Origin of the sequence: Sphingomonas sp. 22176 (genome assembly GCF_052045505.1) — a bacterium.
In the GTDB taxonomy this organism is placed as follows: domain Bacteria; phylum Pseudomonadota; class Alphaproteobacteria; order Sphingomonadales; family Sphingomonadaceae; genus Sphingomonas.
In genome coordinates this window covers 1593231-1615838 of record NZ_JBQEPL010000001.1, presented here as the reverse complement: position 1 = coordinate 1615838, position 22608 = coordinate 1593231, and the positions used below count along the sequence as shown (strand labels likewise).

The window sequence follows — 22608 nt, the reverse complement described above, 5'->3', positions numbered from 1 at the left end:
GGCAGGACGACGACACCGTCGTCGCGGCGCACCAGGGTGCGGACGAACTGGCGGCGCCAGCGCATGCCGACCGCGGGGGGCTCCTCGCTCGCCGTCTCGGCAAGCGTCGCCACCTCGTGGACCTTGTCGGTGCGGATGCCGATCTGGAGCGGCTCGTCGCCGAGCGCGATCTCGATCACGACGATGCGGCTGTCGAGCGTCGCGCTTTCTGCCGGCGCCATCGAGAAGGCCTGGCGCAGATCGGCGATCGGGATGATCTTGCCGCGGAAATTGACCACGCTGTGGACCAAGGGTGCCGCGCCCGGCACCCGGGTTTCGGGCAGCAGGTCGAGGATCTCGCGGACCAGCACGGCCTCCAGCGCGAAGGTCTCGTCGCCGAGATCGAAGGTGAGGACCTCGAGATGGCCGGTCTCGTCCCAGGGGACGGTTTGGATATGGGCTTCCTGCATGGGCTCAACCGGCGGCACGCAGCCGCTCCTCCTGCTGCTGGCCGGCCAGCACGAGCTGGACGACGTCGAGGATCAGCGCGACGCCGCCGTCACCCAGGATCGTCGCGCCGGCAAAGGCGGCGACGTCCTGGTGCAAGGGCGACATCGACTTGATCACGGTCTGGTGGCTGCCGATGATCTGGTCGACGACCAGCCCGACGCGCTCGGCGCCGGTGGCGATGACGACGATCTTCTGGTGCGGATCGGGCCGCGTGCCGGTCTCGAACATCTCGCGCAGGCGCAGGAACGGCACCAGCCGGTCGCGCAGCGTGATGAAGCTGCGGCCGCGCGAGCGCAGATCCTCCTCCAGACTCAGCTCGAGGCACTCTTCCACCGCCGCCAGCGGGATGACGTAGCGGCCCTCGCCGACGCGGACGAGCAGCCCGTCGATGATCGCGAGGGTCAGCGGGATGCGCAGCACCACCTTCGATCCCTCACCGGGATTGGAGGTGATGTCGATCGCGCCGCGCAGGCTCTCGATCGTGCGCTTGACCACGTCCATGCCGACGCCGCGGCCGGACAGGTTGGTCACCGCCGCCGCGGTCGAGAAGCCGGGGTGGAAGATCAGGTGGAGCAGCTCGCTGTCGCTGAACACCTGCCCAGGCTGGATCAGCCCCTGCGATTCCGCCTTGGCGCGGACGCGCTCGCGGTTGATGCCGCGGCCGTCGTCCTGGATGGTGATCAGCACTTCGCCGCCGGCCTGGTGGGCGGACAAGCGGACATGGCCGGTGGCGGGCTTGCCTGCGGCCACGCGCTCGTCCTCGGGCTCGAGGCCATGGTCGCAGGCATTGCGGATCAGGTGGACCATCGGATCGGCCAATCGCTCGATCACGGTCTTGTCGACTTCGGTCGCCTCGCCTTCGGTGGAGAGCTCGATCGCCTTGCCGGTTTCGCGGGCGAGATCGTGGATCAGGCGGCGGAAGCGGCCGAACAGCGTGGCGACCGGCACCATGCGCAGCACCATCATCGTGTCGCGCAGCTCGCTGACCAGCCGCTCGATTTCCTCGGAGATCGAGCGCAGCACCATGTCGCCGCCCTGGCCGTTGGCGAGCTGCGACAAGCGGCTATGGACGATGACCAGCTCGCCCACCCGGTCCATCAGCTCGTCGAGCCGCTCGGCGGGGACGCGGACGCTCTCGCCGGTTTTGGTCGCGGCTTTGGCCGGACCGGTGGCTTCGGGCGTGGCGACGGCGGTTGCGGTTGCGACCGGCGCCTCGACGATCTCGGCAGGGGCTTCGGCCTCGCCGCCCAGTTCCTCAATCGTCAGGTCCATGTCGTCCATCACGAACAGGAACACGTCGTCGATATCGTCGCGCGACACGTCGCCGAACAGCGTGACGTCCCACCCGATATGGCATTCGACCGGGTTGAGCTCGGCGAACGGCGGCAGCCGGTCGGTGCGCGCGGCGATGGTGCATTCGCCCAGCTCGCGCAGCTCGTCGAGCAGCATCAGCGGGTTGGTGCCGTTCGCCATCGATTCCGGCGGCAGATAGAAGGTCAGGCGCCAGCCCTTGCGGACGGGTGCGGCAGGTGCCGCGGGCGGCGCGCCGGCGGCGGCATCGACCTCGCGCTGCAGTTCGGCGAGGATCGCGGCGCCCGTGGCTTCGAGCCCGGTGCCGTCGCCGTCGACCAGCGCGCGCATATGGTCCTTGGCGGACAGGATCACCGCGACCAGCCCCTGCGTGGCGGGGGCCAGGCCCTTGCGCACGCGGTCGAAGGCGGTCTCGCAGTGATGGGTGAAGCTGGCCAGCGCGTCGAAGCCGAACATCGCGCCCGAGCCCTTGAGCGTGTGCAAGCCCCGGAACACCGCGTCGATCAGGTCGCGATCGTCGAGCCGGTGGATCAGGTCGAGCAGGCCCTGTTCGACCTGGTCGAGCAGGTCGCCCGCCTCGACCCGGAAGGCCGCGATCGGATCGCTGCCGCTCACCGGCCGAGCACCTTGCGCGACACCTTGAGCAGCTGTTCGGGGACGAAGGGCTTAACCAGCCAGCCGGTGGCACCGGCGGCCTTGGCCTGCTGCTTCATCGCATCGTCGCTCTCGGTGGTGAGGAACAGGATCGGCGTCCCGCACTGGGCGGGATCCTTGCGCAGCTCGCGGATCATCGTCAGCCCGTCCATGTTGGGCATGTTCAGGTCGGTGATGATCAGGTCGAACTTCGCGCCCTTGGCCTTGCTCAGGCCCTCCACGCCGTCCCCGGCCTCCGTGACGGCATAGCCCGCGCCGGTCAGCGCGATCTTGATCGCCATGCGCAAGCTGGGCGAATCATCGACGGTGAGGATCGAGGCGGTCATTGGGCACGTTCTCCGTGAAACCAGAAGTCGAGATCTTGGGCGCTCGGCGCGGCCAGAAAGCCCGCACGCTCGAGCAGCGCCGCAACCGGCGCTGGCGCAGGACTGCGCAGCCGTACTTCCCTGCCCGCGTCCGCCGCAGCAGCGCGCAAGGCAAGCACAAGCTGAACAAAGCTAAGGTCGGCATCCACGACGTCACCGACATCGAGAACGATCGACCCTTCCGCTTCCAGTGCAGTCATACACCTCTCGCGAATACCCATGGCACCGCTCAAGGTTACGGAAGCTCCGCAATGGATTTCTGTGTCCATTCACCCCCCGGTAATTTGTGTTAGTGCGCAATTAATAATTTGCGCTTCCAGCATGGATCCAACCACGATAGGGAATTTATAGAAGGAGCACGGACAAATCTCCCGGTTCGGGGGTGAAAATTGCGGTGAAAAACCTCCGTGTATTTGCGGAGGGCGTCCGGGAATGTGGCAGCGTGGCTTGCCGGCAGCGCATGCCGGAGCGCCGCAGACCAGATCGGGGGCTGTCCTTCGCGCGCCGCCCTGCCCGTGCGCGGCCGATTGACGGCTTGCCATAACCCGGTAAGCTTTTGATCCAGCAGTCGGTCGGGGGATTTCTCATGCGTACCTCACTTCGCGTCGCCATGGTGGCGTTCGCGTTCGCGTGCAGCGCCGGGATCGCGCATGCCCAGCAGCATCCGCAGGCAGAGGCGCAGGCGCTCGATCTGCTGAAGCGCGGGATCGCCTTCCGCACCGTGGCCGGTCCGGGCAACCAGACCCCCGCTTATGCCGCCTTCCTGAAGCAGACGCTGGTGGCCGGCGGCTTCGCCGAGGGCGATGTCGAGATCGTGCCGGTGGGCGATACCGCCTATCTGGTCGCCCGCTACCGCGGCACCGGCAAGGCCAAGGGCGGCGCCAAGCCGCTCCTCATCTCCGGGCATATGGACGTGGTCGAAGCCAAGCCGGCCGACTGGACGCGGGACCCGTTCACCCCGGTAATCGAGAACGGCTTCATCTACGGCCGCGGCGCCGCCGACATGAAGTACGACCTGTCGACGATGGTCGCGACGCTGATCGACCTCAAGCGCACCGGCTTCCGCCCCGCCCGGGACATCGTCCTGCTGCTCTCCGGCGACGAGGAGACGGCGATGAAGACGACCGCGCTGATGGCCGATCGCTTCCCCGATGCCGAGCTGCTGCTCAACGTCGATGGCGGCGGCGGGGCGCTCGATGCCGCCGGCAAGCCGACCTATTTCGGCATCGACGGCGCCGAGAAGACCTATGCCGATTTCGAGCTGACCGTGACCAACCCCGGCGGCCATTCGAGCGCCCCGCGCCGCGACAATGCGATCTACGCCCTCGCCCATGCGCTCACCCGCATCGAGGCGCATGAATTTCCCGGCCAGATCAACGAGATCACCCGCGGCAGCTGGGAAGCCGAGGCGGCCAAGGCCGAGCCTGCCCGCGCCGCGATGATCCGCCGTTTCCTCGCCAACCCGAACGACACCGAAGCGCTTGCGGCGCTGCGTGCGGAGCCCAGCCTGGTCGGCCAGACGGGCACGACCTGCGTCGCCACGATGATCAACGGCGGCCATGCGACCAACGCCCTGCCCCAGCGCGCGACCGCCAACATCAATTGCCGAATCTTCCCCGGCACACCGGTGGAAGCGGTGCGGCAGACGCTCGCTACCGCTGCCGCCGACCCGGCGCTCACCATCCGCACGCTCGACAGCGGCTCGGTCGCCAGCCCCGCCTCGCCGCTGCGCCCGGATCTGATCGCGGCCGTGACGAGCGCGATCCATGCCCGCTTCCCCGGGGTCGCGGTGGTGCCGGGCATGAGCACGGGCGCCAGCGATTCGATGTGGTTCCGCGCCAAGGGCGTGCCGAGCTACGGCATCAGCCCGATGTTCACCACGCCGGGCGAAAGCTTCGCGCACGGACTGAACGAGAAGTCGCCGCTCAGCGAGATCGCCCCCTCGATCACCTATTATCGCAGCGTGCTGACGACGCTCGCGCGCTAGAGCCAGCCCAGCGAGCGGAAGCTCGCCGTGCCGTGGCGGGCGAGCACGAGGTGATCGACCAGCCGCACCTCGATCGGTTCGAGCGCGACGAGGAGCCGGCGGGTCGCCGCGCGGTCGGCGGCGCTGGGGGTCGGGTCGCCGCTGGGGTGGTTGTGCGCCATCACCACCGCCGCGGCGCCGAACGTCAGCGCGTCGGCGACCACCCAGCGCACCGGGATGTCGACCATGTCGGCATGCGCGCCGTGCATGTGCCGCATGCCGAGCAGCCGGCCGTCTCGCGCCAGATAGGCGGCCGCCGCGATTTCGGTACGCGCCTCGGCCAGCCCGCCGAACAGCGCGCGCGCGGCTGGCAGGTCGAGGATGTACGGGTCCGGAGACGCTAGCACCATGTCCCGGCATGCCACCCGGCGTGCGCCCCATGAACCGCAACCCGATCCGCACCGGACCTCCGAAATGGCGCAAAGCCGGATGACTCGGAGGGCGGGCCCCGCTAGGTTCCAGCCATGCATCAATATCTCGACCTGATGGCCCGCGCGCTGAACGACGGCGTGGAGGTGATGGACCGCACCGGCACCGGCACGCGCAGCGTGTTCGGCGCGCAGATGCGCTTCGACCTGCGCAAGGGCTTCCCGCTGCTGACCACCAAGAAGCTCCACCTTCGCTCGATCCTGATCGAGCTGCTGTGGTTCCTGCGCGGCGACACCAATGTCCGCTGGCTGCAGGAGCGCAAGGTGAGCATCTGGGACGAATGGGCGGACGAGAACGGCGATCTCGGCCCGGTCTACGGCAAGCAGTGGCGCGACTGGGAGGCCGCCGACGGCCGCCATATCGACCAGATCGCCGAGCTGATCGAGACGCTGAAGACCAATCCTGCCTCGCGCCGCATGGTCGTCTCCGCCTGGAACCCGGGCGAGCTGGGCGCGATGGCGCTGGCGCCGTGCCATTGCCTGTTCCAGTGCCATGTCGCCAATGGCCGGCTGAGCCTGCAGCTCTACCAGCGCTCGGCCGATATCTTCCTCGGCGTGCCGTTCAACATCGCCAGCTATGCGCTGCTCACCCATCTGCTCGCGCAGCAGGCGGGGCTCGAGGTAGGCGACTTCATCTGGACCGGCGGCGACTGCCACCTCTACCTCAACCATCTCGAACAGGCGCAGGAACAGCTGAGCCGCACGCCCGGCCCGCTGCCGCGGCTGGAGATCCTCCGCAAGGCGCCGTCGATCGACGCCTATGAATATGAGGATTTCGCGATCCACGATTATGTCGCGCAGCCGCACATCAAGGCGCCCGTGGCGGTATGATCAGCTTCCACCTTGCCCGGGCGGACAATGGCGTGATCGGCCGCGACGGCCAGCTGCCCTGGCGGCTGCCCGCCGACCTCAAGCGCTTCAAGGCACAGACGCTGGGACGGCCGATGATCATGGGCCGAAAGACCTTCGAGTCCTTCCCCGCCCCCCTGCCGGGCCGGCGCCATATCGTGCTGACCCGCGACACCGGCTGGAAGGCCGACGGCGCCGAGGTGGCGCATCACGTCGACCAGGCGCTGGCGCTGGCGGGCGAGGACGTAGCAGTGATCGGCGGCGCGGAAGTGTTCGCGCTGTTCCTGGACCGCGCCGATCGGATTGAGCTGACCGAGGTCCACCTTGATGCAGAGGGCGACGCCCACGTCCCCGCCTTCGATCCCGCCGATTGGGAAGAAGCCGCACGCGAACCCCATGCGGCGGACGGCGAGCGTCCCGCCTATGATTTCGTGACGCTTCTCCGGCGGCGATGAAGCGCCCGATCCTGATCGGCGTCGCGGCGGTGCTCGCCATCGCGGCGTTCGGCTTTTTCGGGATCGCCCCGGCGGCGGTGGAGGCGGGGATGAACCGCGTCGTGCCGACGCCGCTCCCCCATGTCACGCCGCAGACCCGCGCGCTGCATGCCGGCCTCGCCATCGCCGACATGCACGCCGATACGCTGCTGTGGCGGCGCAACCTGCTCGATCGCGCCAATCGCGGCCAGATCGACCTGCCGCGGCTGCAGGCGGGCAATGTCGCGCTCCAGGTCTTCTCCTCGGTCACCAAGACGCCCCGGCACCAGAATTACGACGCCAACGGCGCGGACAGCGACAACATCACGCTGCTCGCCATCGCGCAGTTGCAGCCGCCGCGGACCTGGGGCTCGCTGCTCCAGCGCTCGCTCTGGCATGCGGAGAAGCTGGAGCGTGCCGCCGCCGCCTCGGGCGGCGCGCTGCGGGTGATCCGCACGCCCGCCGAGCTCGACCGGCTGCTCGCCGATCGCGCCGCCGGGCGGAAGGTGACCGGCGGGCTGCTCTCGATCGAGGGGCTGCAGGATCTGGAGGGCAACCCGGCCAATCTCGATCGGCTCTACGCGGCCGGCTTCCGCATGGCCGGGTTCGCGCATTTCTTCGACAATGAAGTGGCAGGCTCGATGCATGGTGTCGCCAAGGGCGGGCTGACGCCGCTCGGCCGGCAGGTGCTGCGCCGGATGGAGGCGCTCGGCATGGTCGTCGATGTCGCCCATGCCAGCCACGCCGCGGTCGCCGACATTCTTGCGATGGCGCGTCGGCCGGTCGTCTCTAGCCATGGCGGGGTGCAGGCGACCTGCAAGGTCAACCGCAACCTCACCGACGACGAGATCCGCGGCATCGCCCGCACCGGCGGCGTTGTCGGGATAGGCTATTGGGAGGCCGCGGTCTGCTCGACCAGTCCCAAGGCAGTCGCGGCGGCGATCGCGCATGTGCGGGACCTGGTGGGGATCGACCATGTCGGGCTCGGCTCGGATTTCGACGGCGCGGTGACCACGGGGTTCGATGCGTCGCAGCTGGTGGTGGTGACCCAGGCGCTGGTCGATCGCGGCTTTTCCGAGCAGGAGATCGCCAAGGTGATGGGCGGTAACGTGCTGCGGGTGCTGCGGGCGGGGATGAACAGCACTTCTTAGCCCAACCTCCTTGGAGGAGGGGCTTAAGTGTTTGCGCGCTCCCCCACCCCATTGGCATCGCGCCGGCCAATCCCTATAGCCACCGCATGCAGCGGCTGGACGGCGGCTCGACGGTTCCGCTTCCTCTCCGGGGCGCGATCGTCGCGCTCGGGAATTTCGATGGCTTCCATCTTGGGCACCAGGCGGTCGTAGGCCGTGCGGTGGCGCGTGCCCGCGACGAAGGCCGCCCCGCGATCGTCGCGACCTTCGATCCGCATCCACGGCGCTTCTTCCAGCCCGACGCCCCGCCCTTCCGGCTGACCACGCTCGACCAGCGCGAGCAGCTGTTCGCCGGCGCGGGTGCAGACGGCATGCTGGTGTTCCATTTCGACGCCACCCTCGCCCGCCTCACCGCGCGGCAATTCGCCGAGCAGCTGGTGGACACGGCCGGCGCGGCCGGCGTCGTCACCGGCGAAGATTTCACCTTCGGCAAGGGCCGCGAAGGCAATGTCGCGACACTCGCGACGCTCGGCAGCGAACTCGGCTTCACCGCCGAGACGGTGGGCGCGGTGGCGCTGGACGGCCAGATCGTCTCCTCCAGCCGGATCCGCGAGCTTCTCAAGGCCGGTGATCCGCGCGGTGCCGCGACGCTGCTCACTCGCCCCTTCGCGATCGCGGCGGAAGTGGAAGGCGGCGCCAAGCTGGGCCGCCAGCTAGGCTATCCCACTGCCAATATGCGGCTCGGCACCTATCTTCGCCCGAAATACGGCATCTATGCCGTGCGCGGGCGGCTGCCCGATGGCCGCGTGCTGGATGGTGTCGCCAATCTCGGCATCCGCCCCAGCTTCGATCCGCCGATCGAGCTGCTGGAAAGCTTCTTCTTCGATTTCAGCGGCGACCTGTACGGCCAGCAGCTCGAAGTCGAGCTGATCGAGTATCTGCGGCCCGAGGCGAAGTTCGACAATCTCGACGCGCTGATCGTGCAGATGGACAAGGATTCGGCGCGGGCGCGGGAGCTGCTCGCGCGGGGCGTCTGACGGCGCTTCGCTAGATCCCGCCGTCGACCGCCGCAAAGCCGCGCGTTTCCAGCCCGTCAGCAATTACCGCGACGACCCGGTCGACGACCGCCGCATCGGTCGCGCGCACCACGAAATTGGCCCCCACGCGCCCTTCCCGGAAAAACGGATAGCTGCCGATAGACACGCCCTCGTGTGCGCGCTCGGTATCGCCCAGCAGGTCGGCGATCTCGCTCTCCGCGACCCAGCAGCCGATCGTGCGCGAGACGACCGGCAGTCCGCCTTCCAGCGTGCCGGTCAGCGCATCGAGCATGCCCGCCGCGATGTGCGGCACGCCGGCCAGGATGAAGATGTTGCCCCAGCGGATCCCCGGCGCACCGGACATGCGGTTGACGATCAGCTCGGCGCCTTCGGGCACCCGCGCCATCCGCAGCCGCGCCTCGCTGAGCCCGCCCTTGCTGGCGTAATAAGCCTCCAGCAGCGCGCGCGCCTGCGGGTGGACGATCACCGGCACGCCGAGCGCCGCGGCGATCGCGTCCACCGTGATGTCGTCATGCGTCGGCCCGATGCCGCCGGTGGTGAAGCAATAATCGTTGCGGGCGCGCAGCGTGTTGACGGCTTCCACGATCGCGTCCTGCTTGTCGGGCACCACCCGCACCTCGGCGAGGCGGATGCCCTGCGCATTCGCCCAGGTGGCGAGCTGCGCAATGTTCTTGTCCTGGGTTCGGCCCGACAGGATTTCGTCGCCGATCACCACCAGGGCCGCTGTCCAGATCCGCTCGTGCATGTGCTTAGCGCTACGCTCTCGCAAAGGCGGGTGCAAACGCCTATATGGACAGGATGACCGAATATGTGACCGTCACCGCGGATATGCCGCAGGCGCGCAGCCATGCGATCAAGCTCCATGGGCCCGAAGGCTTTGAAGGCATGCGCAAGGCCGGCCGCCTCGCCGCCGAGATCCTCGACGCGCTGGTGCCGCACGTCGTCCCCGGCGTGACCACCCAGGAGCTGGACGACATCGTCCGGTCGATGACCGTCGCCGGCGGCGGCGTGCCCGCGACGCTCGGCTATCGCGGCTATACGCACAGCTGCTGCATCTCGATCAACCATGTCGTCTGCCACGGGATTCCGGGCGACCGCGTCCTCAAGGACGGCGACATCGTCAATATCGACGTGACCCCGCTGCTCGGCGGCTGGCATGGGGACACCAGCCGCATGTACCTGGTCGGTGACGTGCCGATCAAGGCGCGCCGGCTGGTCGACGTGACCTATGAATGCCTGATGCTGGGCATCGAGCAGGCCAAGCCGGGCAACCATCTGGGCGACATCAGCCACGCCATCCAGCGACATGCCGAGAAGCATCGCTACGGCGTGGTCCGCGATTTCTGCGGGCACGGGCTCGGCCAGGTGTTCCACGACGCGCCTGAAGTGGTCCATGTCGGCCGCCCCGGCACCGGCCCCGAGCTGCGCCCGGGCATGTTCTTCACGATCGAGCCGATGATCAACATCGGCCGGCCGGACGTGAAGCTGCTCGACGACGGCTGGACGGCGGTGACGCGCGATCGCTCGCTTTCGGCGCAGTTCGAGCACTCGATCGGCATCACCGAAACCGGCTGCGAGATCTTCACCACCAGCCCCAAGGGCCTGCACCAGCCGCCGTACTGAGGGGCTCGCGCGCCTGAGACCCTAAACTTCCTAAACTTCGCGGTCCTGCGGGAGGGCGTACGCAACAATCTTGCGCCCTCCCACAACTTCCGCTAACACCCTCGCCAGCATCAAGAGTCGGGCCGACGCCCGGCACCAACCTGCCCCGTGCAAGGTGGTGCCTCCACGCCGAGTGGGGGGATGTGGCCGAACCCGGCAACACGGTGTCCACGCCACATTTCCTGTCGTCGCCCGCCTCCTGGAACAGGAAGAAGGCAGTAGAGCGTGACCACCGAAGCCCAGCAATTCGCCAGCGACAATTATGCCGGAATCTGCCCCGAGGCCTGGGCAGCAATGGAAGCCGCCAACACCGGTCACGCCCCGGCCTATGGCGACGACCATTGGACCCACAGCGCCGCCGACGCCTTCCGCACCCTGTTCGAAACCGATTGCGAGGTGTTCTTCGCCTTCAACGGCACCGCGGCCAATTCGCTGGCGCTGGCCGCACTCTGCCAATCCTATCACAGCGTGATCTGCTCGGCCGCGGCGCATGTTGAAACCGACGAATGCGGTGCGCCAGAATTCTTCTCGAACGGCTCGAAGCTGCTCGTCGCGCAGAGCGAGGACGGCAAGCTGACCCCCGCCGCCGTGCGCGCCGTGGCGACCAGCCGCTCCGACATCCACTTTCCCAAGCCGCGCGTCGTGACGATCACCCAGCCCACCGAGACCGGGCAGGTCTACACGGTGGATGAAGTGAAGGCGCTCTCAGCCGTGTGCCGCGAGCTGGGCCTCAAGCTGCACATGGACGGCGCGCGCTTCGCCCATGCCGTTGCGACGCTCGGCTGCGATCCGGCCGAGATCACCTGGCGTGCCGGCGTCGACGTGCTCTGCTTCGGCGGCACCAAGAACGGCATGGCGGTGGGCGAAGCCGTCCTGTTCTTCGACCGCGCACTGGCGCAGGACTTCGATTATCGCTGCAAACAGGCCGGGCAGCTCGCCTCCAAGATGCGCTTCCTGGCCGCTCCCTGGGTCGGCATGCTGGAAAACGGCGCCTGGCTGCGCAATGCGCGCCATGCCAACGCTTGCGCGCAGCAGCTGGCGGGGCAGCTCGCGGAGCTGCCGGGAATCGAGCTGATGTTCCCGGTGGAGGCCAACGGCGTGTTCGTCCGCGCGCCCGAACCGGTGCTGGAGGGCCTGCGCGCGCGCGGCTGGCGCTTCTATACCTTCATCGGCGGCGGCGCGCGGTTCATGTTCGCGTGGGACGCCGATCCGGCACGGGTGGACCAACTGGCCGCCGATATCCGCGCGGTCAGCGGAACGACGGCGCTCGCCGCCTGAGTGTTTCCTCCCTCGGAGCGCAGCTCCGGGGGAGGGGGACCATTTGCGCAGCAAATGGTGGAGGGGGCTTGCCGGCGGCGGGAGGGTTCTCCCCCTCCACCACCGCCTTCGGCGGCGGTCCCCCTCCCCCGGCTTTGCCGAGGGAGGAGACGCTAACTAGGTACGCCAGCTCAGCCGACGAAGGCGCGCTCGATCACGAAATCGCCCGGCGCGTTGTTCGAGCCTTCCTTGAAGCCCTTGCCCTCGAGCAGCGAGGCGAAATCGCGGATCATGTCCATCGATCCGCACAGCATCACGCGGTCGGTCTCCGGATGGAGCACCGCGTCGCCCGGCACGCCTTCGAACAGCTTGCCGTTCTCCAGCAGCGTGCCGATCCGGTCGCTGGTGTGGAACGGCTCGCGGGTCACCGTCGGCACATAGTGGAACTGGGCCGCGGCCTGCTCGCCGATCAGCGGATCGTCCGCCAGCTTGGCGGCGAGTTCGTCATGATAGGCAAGGTCGCTCACCCGGCGCACGCTGTGCACCGCGATCACCTGCTCGAACCGCTCATAGATCTCGGGGTCGCGCGCGACGCTGAGGAACGGCGCCAGGCCGGTGCCGGTGGAGAGCAGGAACAGGCGGCGACCCGGCAGCAGCGCGTCGGCGACCAGCGTGCCCGTGGACTTCTTGCCCAGATAAATGTCGTCGCCCGGCAATATCTTCTGCAGCTTGGAGGTCAGCGGACCATCCTGCACCTTGATCGAGAGGAATTCGAGCTCCTCGGCCCAAGACGGGCTGGCGACCGAATAGGCCCGCATCAGCGGCTTGCCGCCCTCGCCTTCGAGGCCGATCATCACGAACTCGCCCGAGCGGAAGCGGAAGCTGGCCGGCCGCGCGATCGCGAAGCTGAACAGATGCTCGTTCCAATGGCGGACCCACAGCACCTTGGCGGTGGCGAAGGCGGGATGTTCGGGGAGCAGCGCGGGCGCGCGCGTGTCGACGGTCATGAAAGCGGATCCTCGTAACGCTCTGGTCGCCCCGGTCGCCCGCTTGGCGGGACCGGGATAGCAATAAATGAAGGCGGCCCTCTGCCACCAGAAGCCGCCTGCGTCCAGAAAGTAGCGCTTCGGCGGCCTAAACGCGTTGTGCCATCGGCGCGCCCGTCGTCCAGTGCAGCAGCAGCGCCATCGTGTCCTCGGCTGTCAGTGTCTCGCCGTTCGTTTCGATCCAGCAGTCGCCGCGCTGCTCGGGCTGCACCGCCGAGAGCCCGTGCGCCAGCAGCACCAGCGAGCCCCGCGCCACCACCACCGAACGCGCCCCCGCCGACGCCACCCCATCGGCGATCCGCCGTCGCAGCTCGGCCGGCGCATTCATCGGCGGCGATCGCATCGAAGCTTCCCCTGTCCAGCCCGTGATCGTGCAGCCAGTTAACGTTCACAGACAGCTTCAGCCGCAAATATGCGAAAATTTCATGGGGGAATGTCGTAAACCTGTAATCAAACACTAATCGCTCGTTTACCGGCCTGCCGTACCGGGGCGTCGATGCTCGACATGCCCGCCCATCTCCGTTTCCTGTTCGCGTGGCTCACCGAGGCCGAACGCGCTCCGCCCTGGCTGACGCTGGAGACGCCGCTCAGCGAGGCAGTGCGCTGCTTCCAGGACGATCCCTCGCTGCGCCTGCTGCCGGTGCTCGATGCCCGCCACCAGCCGCTGGGCGCCGTGTTCGAGAAGGACGTGCGCCGGCTGCTGCTCAATCCCTATGGCCATGCGCTGCTGCGCAACCCTGCCTATGGACGGCGGCTGGAATCGATGGTGCGCCCCTGCCCCGTCGCCGATTACGCCCAGTCGCCGCGCGCGCTGGTCGACGCCTATTCGGCCGCCGACGGGCAGGAAGGCATGATCCTCACCCGCGGTGGGCAATTGTTCGCCGCGATCAGCAACCGCCGCATCATCCAGCTCGCCGCCGAGGACCGGGTGCGCGAGGCCGCCGAGCAGACCGCCCGCGCCCGCCGCATCGAGGCCGCGAGCGCGCGGATCGAGGCGGAGGTCGGCGCGATGGCCGGGCAGTTGCGCGACCTTGCGGGGACGCTGCGCTCCAGCGCCGCCGCCACGGTCGAACGCGCGGGCGCCAACAGCGCCTCGGCTGCCGCACTCGCCGCTGCGGTCGCGCAGAGCCACGACAATCTCGCTGCCATCGCCCGGGAATCGGAAGCGCTCGCGGCGACGCTCGACGCGATCGGCCGCGATACGGTCACTGCCCGCGCCTCCGCCGCCGAAGCCGTCGCGCTGGTCGACGACAGCCGGGTCGGCACCGCCGAACTCGATGCTTTTGCCGAGAATGTCGGCGCTGTCACCGCCACGATCGGCGAGATCGCTGGGCAGGTGAACCTGCTTGCGCTCAATGCCGCGATCGAGGCGGCGCGTGCCGGTGAGGCCGGGCGCGGCTTCACCGTGGTGGCGAACGAGATCAAGGCGCTCGCCAGCCAGGTCCGCCAGGCGGCGCAGAGCGTGAGCACCAAGGTGGTGGGCATCCGAACCGTGGTAGACCGCGTGACCACCAACCACGGTCGGGTCGAGCAGGCGATCACCGGCATTGCCGGCCTGTCGTCCAGCATCGAATGCGCGGTGCGCGACCAGCATCACGCGACCCGCAGCATCGCCCGCAACGTCGCCGAAAGCGTCTCCGGAACGCGCGCGGTGCAAACGGATATCGAGCAGGTCCGCGCCGCGGCGCAGGCTGCCTCGGGCAACGCCCACGGCATCGCAGATCTCTCGACCGACCTACTGAACGGCGCGGAAGCCTTGTCCGACGCGGTGGATCGCTTCCTGCTGAAGGTTCGTGCCGCCTGATCTGCCACGGGATTGGGCACGCGCTGCCCGATTATGAGGCAGATTCTTGCGCCGAAATCCGTTCGGCGCGTGTAGGCACGCTGGCTATTCCCGTTCTGGCATGCAGGTTGCTAAACACACTCCAGATCAGACCTGTCGCGGCCCGAAACCGCTGCCTGGGGGACAATGTGAAAAAGATCGAAGCCATCATCAAGCCGTTCAAGCTGGATGAAGTGAAGGAGGCGCTGCACGACGTGGGCGTCTCGGGGATCACCGTCACCGAAGCCAAGGGCTTCGGCCGCCAGAAGGGCCATACCGAGCTCTATCGCGGCGCCGAGTATGTCGTGGACTTCCTGCCCAAGGTGAAGCTGGAAGTGGTGGTGGAAGACACGCTGGCCGAGCGCGTGGTCGAGGCGATCGCCGCGGCCGCACAGACCGGCCGGATCGGCGACGGCAAGATCTTCGTGATCCCCGTCGAGACGGCGCTGCGCATCCGCACCGGGGAGCGGAACGAAAACGCCGTTTGACGTAGCGGTAGGCGGCAGCGATGAGGCCGCCGAGCGAGTAATTTTATTGCCCGATTCGTCGGGTACACGAAAGAGAGCGAAAGGGCACTACGATGGCGAATTCGGCCAGTGACATCCTGAAGATGGTGAAGGAACAGGAGATCGAGTGGATCGATCTGCGCTTCACCGACCCCAAGGGCAAGTGGCAGCACCTGACCATGGTCGCGTCGATCCTGGGTGAAGACGAGCTGACCGACGGTCTGATGTTCGACGGCTCCTCGATCGAGGGCTGGAAGGCGATCAACGAGTCCGACATGATCCTGAAGCCGGATCTGGACGCGGTGTGGATCGATCCGTTCTCGGCCACCCCGATGCTGATCCTGGTCTGCGACATCGTCGAACCCTCGACCGGCGAACTCTATGCCCGCGATCCGCGCTCGACCGCGAAACGTGCCGAGAGCTACCTCAAGACCACCGGCATCGGCGACACCATCTATGTCGGCCCCGAAGCCGAGTTCTTCATGTTCGATGACGTGCGCTTCGAGAACAGCTACTCGACCAGCTACTACAAGATCGACGATATCGAGCTGCCGGGCAATTCGGGCCGTGAGTACGAAGCCGGCAACCTCGGCCACCGTCCGCGCGCCAAGGGCGGCTATTTCCCGGTCGCGCCGGTCGACTCGGCCGTCGACATCCGCGGCGAGATGGTTTCGACCATGCTCGAGATGGGCCTGCCCTGCGACAAGCACCACCACGAAGTCGCCGCCGCGCAGCACGAGCTGGGTCTGACTTTCGGCACGCTGGTGACCACCGCCGATCGCATGCAGATCTACAAGTATGTCGTGCACCAGGTCGCGCAGGCCTATGGCAAGACCGCGACCTTCATGCCGAAGCCGATCAAGGAAGATAACGGCTCGGGCATGCACACCCACATGTCGATCTGGGAAAAGGGCCAGCCCCTGTTCGCCGGCAACGGCTATGCGGGCCTCAGCGACACCTGCCTCTACTTCATCGGCGGCGTGATCAAGCACGCCAAGGCGCTCAACGCCTTCACCAACCCGTCGACCAACAGCTACAAGCGTCTGGTTCCGGGCTATGAGGCACCGGTGCTGCTCGCCTATTCGAGCCGCAACCGTTCGGCCTCGTGCCGCATCCCGTACGGCACGGGCAGCAAGGCGAAGCGCGTCGAGTTCCGCTTCCCGGACGCGCTGGCCAACCCCTATCTCTGCTATTCGGCGCTGCTGATGGCGGGCTTGGACGGCATCCAGAACAAGATCCACCCGGGCGACCCGATGGACAAGAACCTGTACGATCTGCCCCCGGCCGAGCTGGCCGAAGTGCCGACCGTATGCGGTTCGCTCCGCGAGGCGCTGGACAGCCTAGAAGCCGATTTCGACTTCCTGCTGAAGGGCGACGTGTTCTCGAAGGACCAGATCGAGGCCTATATCGAGATCAAGCGCGCCGACGTGGCCCGTTGGGAAATGACCCCGAGCCCCGTCGAGTACGACATGTACTATTCGAGCTGATCCTTTTCGGGATCGGTTTCAGAAAGGGGCGTCCGGAGCGATTCGGGCGCCCTTTTCTTTTGACACCTGACTTCTCAGCGAAGCGATTGAGCGCAACCTGCCACCGTGCTAGCCAGCTACATCACCCAGAAGGACTCCGCCTCCATGCGTCTCCCGCGTCTCGCAGCCCTGCTGCTCGGCACTTCCCTGCTCGCTTCCCCCGCCCTCGCCCAGACCGCCGCAACGGCCAAATACGGCTCCTGGGGTGTCGACCTCACCACCATGGATCGCGGCGTGAAGCCGGGCGACGATTTCTACGCCTATGCGCTGGGCAGCTGGTTGCGCGACGCGCCGATCGCGCCTGACAAGGCGCGGATCGGCTATAATTACGACCTTCCCGACGAAACCGAGGTCGAGGTGCGCAAGCTGATCGAGGATGCCGGCCCCTCGCCCAGCGATCCGGTGCTCCGCCAGGTCGCCACCTACTACCGCGCCTATATGGACGAGGCAGGCATCGAGGCGCGCGGCACCGCGCCACTCAAGCCCTATCTCGCCCGCATCGATGCGGTGCAGGATCGCCATGCGCTGGAACTGCTGATGGCGGATCACGGCTATGCCAGCCCGATCGGCATCGGCATCTCGGCCGACGAGAAGGATCCGACCCGCTATACGGTGATGGCCGGCCAGGCCGGGCTGGGCCTGCCGAGCCGCGATTACTATCTGCTGCCGGGCGAGAAGTACGAGACGATCCGCAAGGCCTATCGCACCTATATCGTCAAGATCCAGCAGTTGGCCGGCATCCCCGATGCCGAAGCCAAGGCCGATGCGATCCTCGCGCTCGAGACCAGCCTGGCCAAGGACCAGTGGACGCCCGAGGCGCGCCGCGATCCGCAGAAGACCTACAACCCGATGAACCGCGCCCAGCTCGCCAAGCTGGCACCCGAGTTCGACTGGGATGCGGTGCTCGCCAATCAGGGCCTGGGCAAGATGCCGACCGTGATCGTGCGCGAGACGACCGCCGTTACCGCCGCCGCCAAGCGACTGGGCGACGTGCCGCTCGCCACCTGGAAGGACTGGCTGCGCTTCCGCTTCATCAGCGACCATGCTTCGGTGCTGCCCAAGGCGTTCGATGCCGCACAGTTCGATTTCTACGGCCACACGCTGCGCGACGTGCAGGCGCAGTCGGAGCGCTGGAAGCGCGGGGTTCGCGTGGTGAACGGCGCACTGGGTGAGGCGATCGGCAAGATCTACGCCGAGCGCCATTGGGGCCCGGCCGCCGAGGCGCTCTCGAAGGAGCTGGTCGAGGATCTGCGCGCCGCCTATGCGGACAAGATCAAGGCCGCGGCCTGGATGGATGATGCGACCCGCAAGGAAGCGCTGGCCAAGCTCGCCGCGTTTGATCCGCGGATCGGCCATCCGGAGAAGTATATCGATTATGCCTCGATGCAGGTCAGCGCCACCGATCCGCTGGCCAACGATCTCGCCTCGGACGAATTCGAGTGGAAGCTGCAGCTGTCGCGGCTCGGCAAGCCGGTCGATCGCACGCTGTGGGAAATGACCCCGCAGACGGTGAACGCCTATTACGATCCGGTGATGAACCAGGTGACCTTCCCGGCCGCCCAGCTCCAGCCGCCCTTCTTCGACCCCGCCGCCGATCCGGCGGTGAACTATGGCGAGACGGGTGCCACGATCGGCCATGAAATGGGCCATGGCTTCGACGACGAGGGCCGCCAGTTCGATGCCAGCGGCAAGCTGGGCGACTGGTGGACAGCGCAGTCGGCGGAGCGCTACACCGCGCATGCCCAGGCGCTGGTCAAGCAGTTCGACGCCTATGAGCCGATCCCCGGCGTGCACATCAAGGGCCAGCTGACCCTGGGTGAGAACCTCGCCGATCTCGGCGGCCTGGAAGTCGCCTATGCCGCCTATCGCCGCTATGTCGCCCGCCACGGCGAACCCAAGGTGCTGGACGGTCTGACCGGCGACCAGCGCTTCTTCCTCGCCTACGCCGCCAGCTGGCAGGGCAAGGCGCGCGAAGGCGCGGTGCGGGCGCAGCTGCTCTCCGATCCGCATAGCCCGGACAAGTACCGAGTGAACGGCATCGTTCGGAACATGGACGCATGGTACAAGGCGTTCAGCGTGAAGCCGGGCGACGCGCTGTATCTCGCGCCCGAAGCCCGGGTGCACGTCTGGTAAGGAAACGCCGGGGGCGCCCTGCCCCCGGCCTCACCCGGCGCGATAGGCGAATACCCCCGCTGGCTTGGTCACGCCGGTTTCGGCGACGTCGTAGCGGGCCAGCAAGCGTAGCCGTTCGACCGGCAGCGGCGAGCGCCACGGGTCGCCGACCAGCACCGTGGTGCCAGCCGCCACGCAGCGATCGAGAAAGGCAGTGACGCGCGTCGCCACCTCGGGCGCGTAGAACACGTCGCCGACCAGCAGCAGGTCGGCATCGGGCGCCGGCCCGTCCGTGATGTCGCCGATAATCTCCGCCAGCGTGACCTGGTTCAGCGCCGCATTGAGCGCGATGGCGGCGCGCGCGTGGGGATCGATCTCGGAAGCGGTGACCTCGGCCGCGCCCGCACGCGCGGCGGCGATCCCGACCAGCCCCGAGCCTGCGCCGAGATCCAGCACGCGGCGCCCTGCAACGTCCTCGCGATGGTCCAGCACGTATCGCGCCAGCGCCAGCCCACCGCCCCACCAATAGGCCCAATAGGGTGCCGTATCGCCCAGCCGACCCACACCGCTCGACGGCCCGGCCTTGTGCAGCCGCAGCTCGGGCACGCCGGGCACCGCCACGACCGGCAGATGCTCCCGAATGAACAGGGCGAGGTCCGCGTCTTCGCTCACAGCGCACGCCCGAGCCAGGCCACGCGCCCGATCAGCTGGAACTGCCCCGAACGCGCAAGCCGCACCGGATAGGCCGGATTGTCGCTCACCAGCTCGACGCCGCCCACCGCCGCCCGCAGCCGCTTGACCAGCAGCTCGCCCTCCACCCGCAGCACGAAGATACCCCGCGCATCGATCCGGCAGCGATCGCGGTCGACCAGGATCTCGTCGCCGTCGCTCAGCGTCGGCGCCATCGAATCGCCCGCCACGCGCACCATCGACGCCGCCTCGGGCCGCACGCCGAGCTGGCGCAGCAGGAACGGCGGAAAGGCAAATGGCGCCTGCACGATCTCTTCCTCCGCCCAGCCGCCCGGCCCCGCCGAGGCGCCCAGATCGATTCGCGGGACCGTCACCAGCGCCGCCTGCGGCCGGCCGCCCAGCAGCGTCTCGTCGACGCCGAGATATTCCGCCAACCGCGCCCGGTCGCGCTCGTGCAGCTCACGCGGCGAACCGCGCATCAGATATTGCTGCAGATAGGCCGGGTTGCGCCCGAGGACGCGCGACAGCGTGGCAAGCCGCACCCCCTTGGCCGCCACAAGCTTCGCAAAATTTGCCCGTTGTACATCGGCTTCCATACCCCCTTTCCTACACATAGGATTTTTCCTACGCAAGGCTCAGATGAGAACATATCGTGATCATCCGAGTCGGAGGAGGAGGACATGGATGTCCTTGCATGGGGAAATCGAAGCGTTCTTGGAACGGACGCGGATGCCGGCGACACGGTTCGGGCGCTTGGCGGCGGGCGATCCGCGACTGGTCGGCGATCTGCGGCAGGGCCGCATGCCGGGACCGGCGTTGACGGCGCGGGTGCGCGCCTTCCTCGCCGCCCCGCCGGCCTGGAAGCCCGGGCGGCGCGGCGGCGCGATATCGGCGCGCGGCTCGAACGGGCGCTGATCGCCGCGGCGGCGGTGGAGGGATGCGTGCTCCGGATTCTGGAGGCGCATTGGGTGCCATGGGCCAGTGTTACGTTCACCGGCGCGCGGCATCAGTTGGTAGTGGAATTAGACGCGAGCACCGTCGGCCAGGCGTGGCTCGTCGCGCTGCCCGAGCTGGAGCTGCCGCTCGGCGGACATCTCCTCGCCGATCTGCAGGTGGTGACGGTGGAAACGGGGGACGGCGTGCTGCGGGCGGCGATCGAGGCGCTGACCGTCGAGGAGTGCTGACGCGGCGCTCAGGCCTGGCGGGCGAGGCTGCGCAGGGCGGCGAGCGCGTCGTCCAGGCCGCGATCGGCACGCCCCCGGCCGCGCGCCTGCACGGTCTGGTTGCGCCGGACGACGCCGCGCTCCAGCCGCTCGAGCAGGGCATGCACGGTGGCATCGGTTTCGGGGCGAACGAGCCGGTCTGCTGCGTCGCGGCTGGGCATCGCGCGCAGCGCTGCGTTCGCCGCCCGCTCGCGGCGCGGCGGCACGGGGGGCGGCAGCGGCACTGCCGGGATCGCCAGCGGATCGAAAGCGGCGAGCGGCTGATCGAGATCGGCGGGAAGGTCGCGCTCGTCGGTCTCGGCAACGATGCCACCTTCAACGCCCTGCTCCGCCGCTATCTCGGGCGCGGCCCAGGCGGGCGAGTCCAGCTCCTGCGTTGCGCGCAGCGGCGGTCGCGGGCGCGCATCGGGATGCGCGTCGGCACGGCGGATGATCGGGGTCGGCAGCGGATCGAGGTGGAAAGACGTCGCCTCGGCCGGCGCCTCTCCGACGAACCAGCGGGTGGCAAGCGCGCCCGTTGCTGCCCCCAAGGCGCCGGCAGCGAGCATGAGCAGCGGTTGTGAGATGCCGCTAAGGTGCGGCAGCGCCTCGGCGCTATCGCCGCCGAACAACGCGACGTCCAGACCCGTCGCCGGAAGGGCGACGACGGCCAGTGCCGATACGCCGCCCATCAAAAGGGCGGCCAGGGGTACGAGCGGCATCTTCATGCGTTCACCCGGTACGTGTGCGACCACGTGGTTTTCATGCCATCTTTATGGCAAGGTTTTCACACAAACCGTCATACACGGCAATATTTACAAACCAGTTGCGCTCGGCCTCGATATATGCGCGGGCCCGCTTTCTGCGCACATCCCATTGATTGCGCATGCAAAACATATTTTCTAGCGCGTTCGCAAGCGCCACCGGGTCATCCGCGGAAAACAAAGTGCCGGTGACACCGTCTTCGATCAGTTCGCGGTGTCCGCCCACGTCGGACGCGGCGACCAGCCGTTGCTGTGCCATTGCTTCCAGAGGCTTGAGCGGCGTGACGAGGTCGGTCAGCCGCATTTTCTTGCGCGGATAGACCAGGATGTCGATCAGGCTGTAGTAGCGCTCCACCGCCTCGTGCGGCACGCGGCCAAGGAAATGGATGCGGCCCGCGACCGGGGATGCCGCCGCCTGCGCCCGCAGCGCCGGCTCGGCCGGGCCGCCGCCGACGAGCAGCAGTTGCATCGCGGGCCGCGCGGCGACGAGCGCGGGCATGGCGGCGATCAGCACGTCCAGCCCTTCATAATCATAGAAGCTGCCGATGAAGCCGATGGTTTCGGCGCCCGTCAGCCCCAGCTGCACGGCCAGCGCCGCATCCGGGGGCACGGGCTCACCGAACAACGCCATGTCGACTCCGTTGGGGGATACCGCGATCTTCGCGGGATCGATGCCCCGCGCAATCAGGTCACCGCGGAGGCCCTCGCAGATCACCGCCACTGCATCGGCCTGGCGGACGGCATGCGTCTCCAGCGCCTTGGTGAGGCGGTAGCGGAGGCTCCCCTCGCGTCCGGTACCGTTGCCGACCGCGGCATCTTCCCAGAAGGCGCGGATCTCGTAGAGCAGCGGCACCCCGCTCCAGCGCCGTACCCGCAGCCCGGCAAGCGCGCAGAGCACGGGCGAATGGGCATGGAGCACATCCGGCCGAAAGCTTTTCACCACCTGGCGCACCCGCTGCGCAAAGGCGTCGATCTCGCGCCACTCGCTCAGGCCGGGCAGCCGGGACGCGACCGGGCGGGTGCGGAAGAAGCGCAGCCCATCGACCACCTCCTCGTCGGCGGGCGCGGGTCCGTGGCGCGGGCCGGTGACCGCCGCCACCTCCCAGCCGCGCGCCAGCTCCGCCTTCAGGATCGCGCGAGTGCGGAACGCATAGCCGCTGTGCAGCGGCAGGCCATGATCCAGAAGGTGCAGGACTCGCATGCCCGCCTGCATGCCATGCCGCGCTTAACGGCACGTC

The 22608-nt window shown here is 68.0% G+C and carries 25 protein-coding genes and 1 riboswitch; of the genes, 13 read left to right on the top strand and 12 right to left on the bottom strand.

Annotated features, from left to right (window positions below):
• The 4 genes from ACTJKY_RS07870 to ACTJKY_RS07855 form a co-directional block, all read right to left on the bottom strand.
• Nucleotides 1–449 (bottom strand): chemotaxis protein CheW (locus ACTJKY_RS07870; RefSeq protein ID WP_440845253.1); only part of this gene is annotated, 449 nt, incomplete at its 3' end.
• A gap of 4 nt (nucleotides 450–453) precedes the next feature.
• Nucleotides 454–2415 (bottom strand): chemotaxis protein CheA, encoded by a 1962-nt coding sequence (locus ACTJKY_RS07865; protein ID WP_440845191.1) that lies wholly within the window; start codon nucleotides 2413–2415, stop codon nucleotides 454–456.
• A complete protein-coding gene (locus ACTJKY_RS07860; RefSeq protein WP_440845190.1) occupies nucleotides 2412–2780 on the bottom strand; it encodes a response regulator in 369 nt (122 codons plus the stop codon). Before ACTJKY_RS07860 ends, ACTJKY_RS07865 begins: the two co-directional genes overlap by 4 nt.
• Nucleotides 2777–3088, bottom strand: coding sequence for an STAS domain-containing protein (locus ACTJKY_RS07855; protein WP_440845188.1), 312 nt, complete (start codon nucleotides 3086–3088; stop codon nucleotides 2777–2779). The genes ACTJKY_RS07860 and ACTJKY_RS07855 overlap by 4 nt, the downstream gene beginning before the upstream one ends.
• Before the next feature lie 317 nt (nucleotides 3089–3405).
• On the opposite strand from ACTJKY_RS07855, the gene ACTJKY_RS07850 reads away from it, so the two are divergent.
• Nucleotides 3406–4806, top strand: a complete 1401-nt coding sequence (locus tag ACTJKY_RS07850) for a M20/M25/M40 family metallo-hydrolase (RefSeq protein WP_440845187.1) — start codon at nucleotides 3406–3408, stop codon at nucleotides 4804–4806.
• Here the strand turns inward: ACTJKY_RS07850 and ACTJKY_RS07845 are convergent.
• The gene (locus ACTJKY_RS07845) at nucleotides 4803–5195 is read right to left on the bottom strand and encodes a JAB domain-containing protein (RefSeq protein WP_440845186.1); all 393 of its coding nucleotides are present in this window, start codon (nucleotides 5193–5195) and stop codon (nucleotides 4803–4805) included. The genes ACTJKY_RS07850 and ACTJKY_RS07845 overlap by 4 nt on opposite strands.
• Nucleotides 5196–5309: 114 nt before the next feature.
• Between ACTJKY_RS07845 and ACTJKY_RS07840 the strand changes: the two genes are divergently transcribed.
• The 4 genes from ACTJKY_RS07840 (at nucleotide 5310) to ACTJKY_RS07825 (ending at nucleotide 8762) form a co-directional block, all read left to right on the top strand.
• Nucleotides 5310–6104, top strand: a complete 795-nt coding sequence (locus ACTJKY_RS07840) for a thymidylate synthase (protein WP_440845185.1) — start codon at nucleotides 5310–5312, stop codon at nucleotides 6102–6104.
• A complete protein-coding gene (locus ACTJKY_RS07835; RefSeq protein ID WP_440845184.1) occupies nucleotides 6101–6577 on the top strand; it encodes a dihydrofolate reductase in 477 nt (158 codons plus the stop codon). The genes ACTJKY_RS07840 and ACTJKY_RS07835 overlap by 4 nt, the downstream gene beginning before the upstream one ends.
• Nucleotides 6574–7746, top strand: a complete 1173-nt coding sequence (locus tag ACTJKY_RS07830) for a dipeptidase (protein WP_440845183.1) — start codon at nucleotides 6574–6576, stop codon at nucleotides 7744–7746. Before ACTJKY_RS07835 ends, ACTJKY_RS07830 begins: the two co-directional genes overlap by 4 nt.
• A gap of 86 nt (nucleotides 7747–7832) precedes the next feature.
• The gene (locus tag ACTJKY_RS07825) at nucleotides 7833–8762 is read left to right on the top strand and encodes a bifunctional riboflavin kinase/FAD synthetase (RefSeq protein WP_440845182.1); all 930 of its coding nucleotides are present in this window, start codon (nucleotides 7833–7835) and stop codon (nucleotides 8760–8762) included.
• 10 nt (nucleotides 8763–8772) lie between these two features.
• Here the strand turns inward: ACTJKY_RS07825 and ACTJKY_RS07820 are convergent, their stop codons facing one another.
• Nucleotides 8773–9528: a competence/damage-inducible protein A gene (locus ACTJKY_RS07820; protein ID WP_440845180.1), complete on the bottom strand. Its 756-nt coding sequence runs from the start codon at nucleotides 9526–9528 to the stop codon at nucleotides 8773–8775.
• A gap of 53 nt (nucleotides 9529–9581) precedes the next feature.
• Here ACTJKY_RS07820 and map point away from each other — a divergent pair, with 53 nt between their 5' ends.
• Nucleotides 9582–10406: a type I methionyl aminopeptidase gene (map, locus tag ACTJKY_RS07815; protein ID WP_440845179.1), complete on the top strand. Its 825-nt coding sequence runs from the start codon at nucleotides 9582–9584 to the stop codon at nucleotides 10404–10406.
• Nucleotides 10407–10508: 102 nt separating this feature from the next.
• Nucleotides 10509–10618, top strand: a riboswitch (SAM-I-IV-variant riboswitch).
• A gap of 52 nt (nucleotides 10619–10670) precedes the next feature.
• Nucleotides 10671–11723: a threonine aldolase family protein gene (locus ACTJKY_RS07810; protein ID WP_440845178.1), complete on the top strand. Its 1053-nt coding sequence runs from the start codon at nucleotides 10671–10673 to the stop codon at nucleotides 11721–11723.
• A 170-nt stretch (nucleotides 11724–11893) separates the two neighbouring features.
• Here ACTJKY_RS07810 and ACTJKY_RS07805 read toward each other — a convergent pair whose 3' ends face one another.
• Complete coding sequence (locus ACTJKY_RS07805) at nucleotides 11894–12709, bottom strand: ferredoxin--NADP reductase (protein ID WP_440845176.1); 816 nt, start codon at nucleotides 12707–12709, stop codon at nucleotides 11894–11896.
• Nucleotides 12710–12836: 127 nt separating this feature from the next.
• Complete coding sequence (locus ACTJKY_RS07800) at nucleotides 12837–13091, bottom strand: hypothetical protein (RefSeq protein ID WP_440845175.1); 255 nt, start codon at nucleotides 13089–13091, stop codon at nucleotides 12837–12839.
• A 153-nt stretch (nucleotides 13092–13244) separates the two neighbouring features.
• Between ACTJKY_RS07800 and ACTJKY_RS07795 the strand changes: the two genes are divergently transcribed.
• The 4 genes from ACTJKY_RS07795 to ACTJKY_RS07780 all read left to right on the top strand — a co-directional run bounded on the left by ACTJKY_RS07795 (nucleotide 13245) and on the right by ACTJKY_RS07780 (nucleotide 18735).
• Nucleotides 13245–14552 (top strand): methyl-accepting chemotaxis protein, encoded by a 1308-nt coding sequence (locus ACTJKY_RS07795; RefSeq protein WP_440845174.1) that lies wholly within the window; start codon nucleotides 13245–13247, stop codon nucleotides 14550–14552.
• Nucleotides 14553–14719: 167 nt separating this feature from the next.
• Nucleotides 14720–15058: a P-II family nitrogen regulator gene (locus ACTJKY_RS07790; RefSeq protein WP_440845173.1), complete on the top strand. Its 339-nt coding sequence runs from the start codon at nucleotides 14720–14722 to the stop codon at nucleotides 15056–15058.
• A 92-nt stretch (nucleotides 15059–15150) separates the two neighbouring features.
• Nucleotides 15151–16563 (top strand): type I glutamate--ammonia ligase, encoded by a 1413-nt coding sequence (glnA, locus tag ACTJKY_RS07785; RefSeq protein ID WP_440845171.1) that lies wholly within the window; start codon nucleotides 15151–15153, stop codon nucleotides 16561–16563.
• 144 nt (nucleotides 16564–16707) lie between these two features.
• Nucleotides 16708–18735, top strand: coding sequence for a M13 family metallopeptidase (locus tag ACTJKY_RS07780; RefSeq protein ID WP_440845170.1), 2028 nt, complete (start codon nucleotides 16708–16710; stop codon nucleotides 18733–18735).
• Nucleotides 18736–18765: 30 nt separating this feature from the next.
• On the opposite strand, the gene ACTJKY_RS07775 is transcribed toward ACTJKY_RS07780, so the two are convergent.
• Together ACTJKY_RS07775 and ACTJKY_RS07770 are read right to left on the bottom strand one after the other, a co-directional pair.
• Nucleotides 18766–19386, bottom strand: a complete 621-nt coding sequence (locus ACTJKY_RS07775; protein ID WP_440845169.1) for a class I SAM-dependent methyltransferase — start codon at nucleotides 19384–19386, stop codon at nucleotides 18766–18768.
• Nucleotides 19383–19961, bottom strand: a complete 579-nt coding sequence (locus ACTJKY_RS07770; RefSeq protein ID WP_440845168.1) for a S24 family peptidase — start codon at nucleotides 19959–19961, stop codon at nucleotides 19383–19385. The genes ACTJKY_RS07775 and ACTJKY_RS07770 overlap by 4 nt, the downstream gene beginning before the upstream one ends.
• A gap of 127 nt (nucleotides 19962–20088) precedes the next feature.
• Between ACTJKY_RS07770 and ACTJKY_RS07765 the strand changes: the two genes are divergently transcribed.
• A complete protein-coding gene (locus tag ACTJKY_RS07765; protein ID WP_440845167.1) occupies nucleotides 20089–20319 on the top strand; it encodes a hypothetical protein in 231 nt (76 codons plus the stop codon).
• Nucleotides 20320–20345: 26 nt separating this feature from the next.
• Nucleotides 20346–20588, top strand: a complete 243-nt coding sequence (locus tag ACTJKY_RS07760; protein ID WP_440845166.1) for a hypothetical protein — start codon at nucleotides 20346–20348, stop codon at nucleotides 20586–20588.
• 8 nt (nucleotides 20589–20596) lie between these two features.
• Here the strand turns inward: ACTJKY_RS07760 and ACTJKY_RS07755 are convergent, their stop codons facing one another.
• Complete coding sequence (locus ACTJKY_RS07755; protein WP_440845165.1) at nucleotides 20597–21334, bottom strand: hypothetical protein; 738 nt, start codon at nucleotides 21332–21334, stop codon at nucleotides 20597–20599.
• Nucleotides 21335–21368: 34 nt separating this feature from the next.
• Nucleotides 21369–22571, bottom strand: coding sequence for a TIGR04063 family PEP-CTERM/XrtA system glycosyltransferase (locus ACTJKY_RS07750; protein ID WP_440845164.1), 1203 nt, complete (start codon nucleotides 22569–22571; stop codon nucleotides 21369–21371).
• Between the last annotated feature and the right edge of the window lie 37 nt (nucleotides 22572–22608).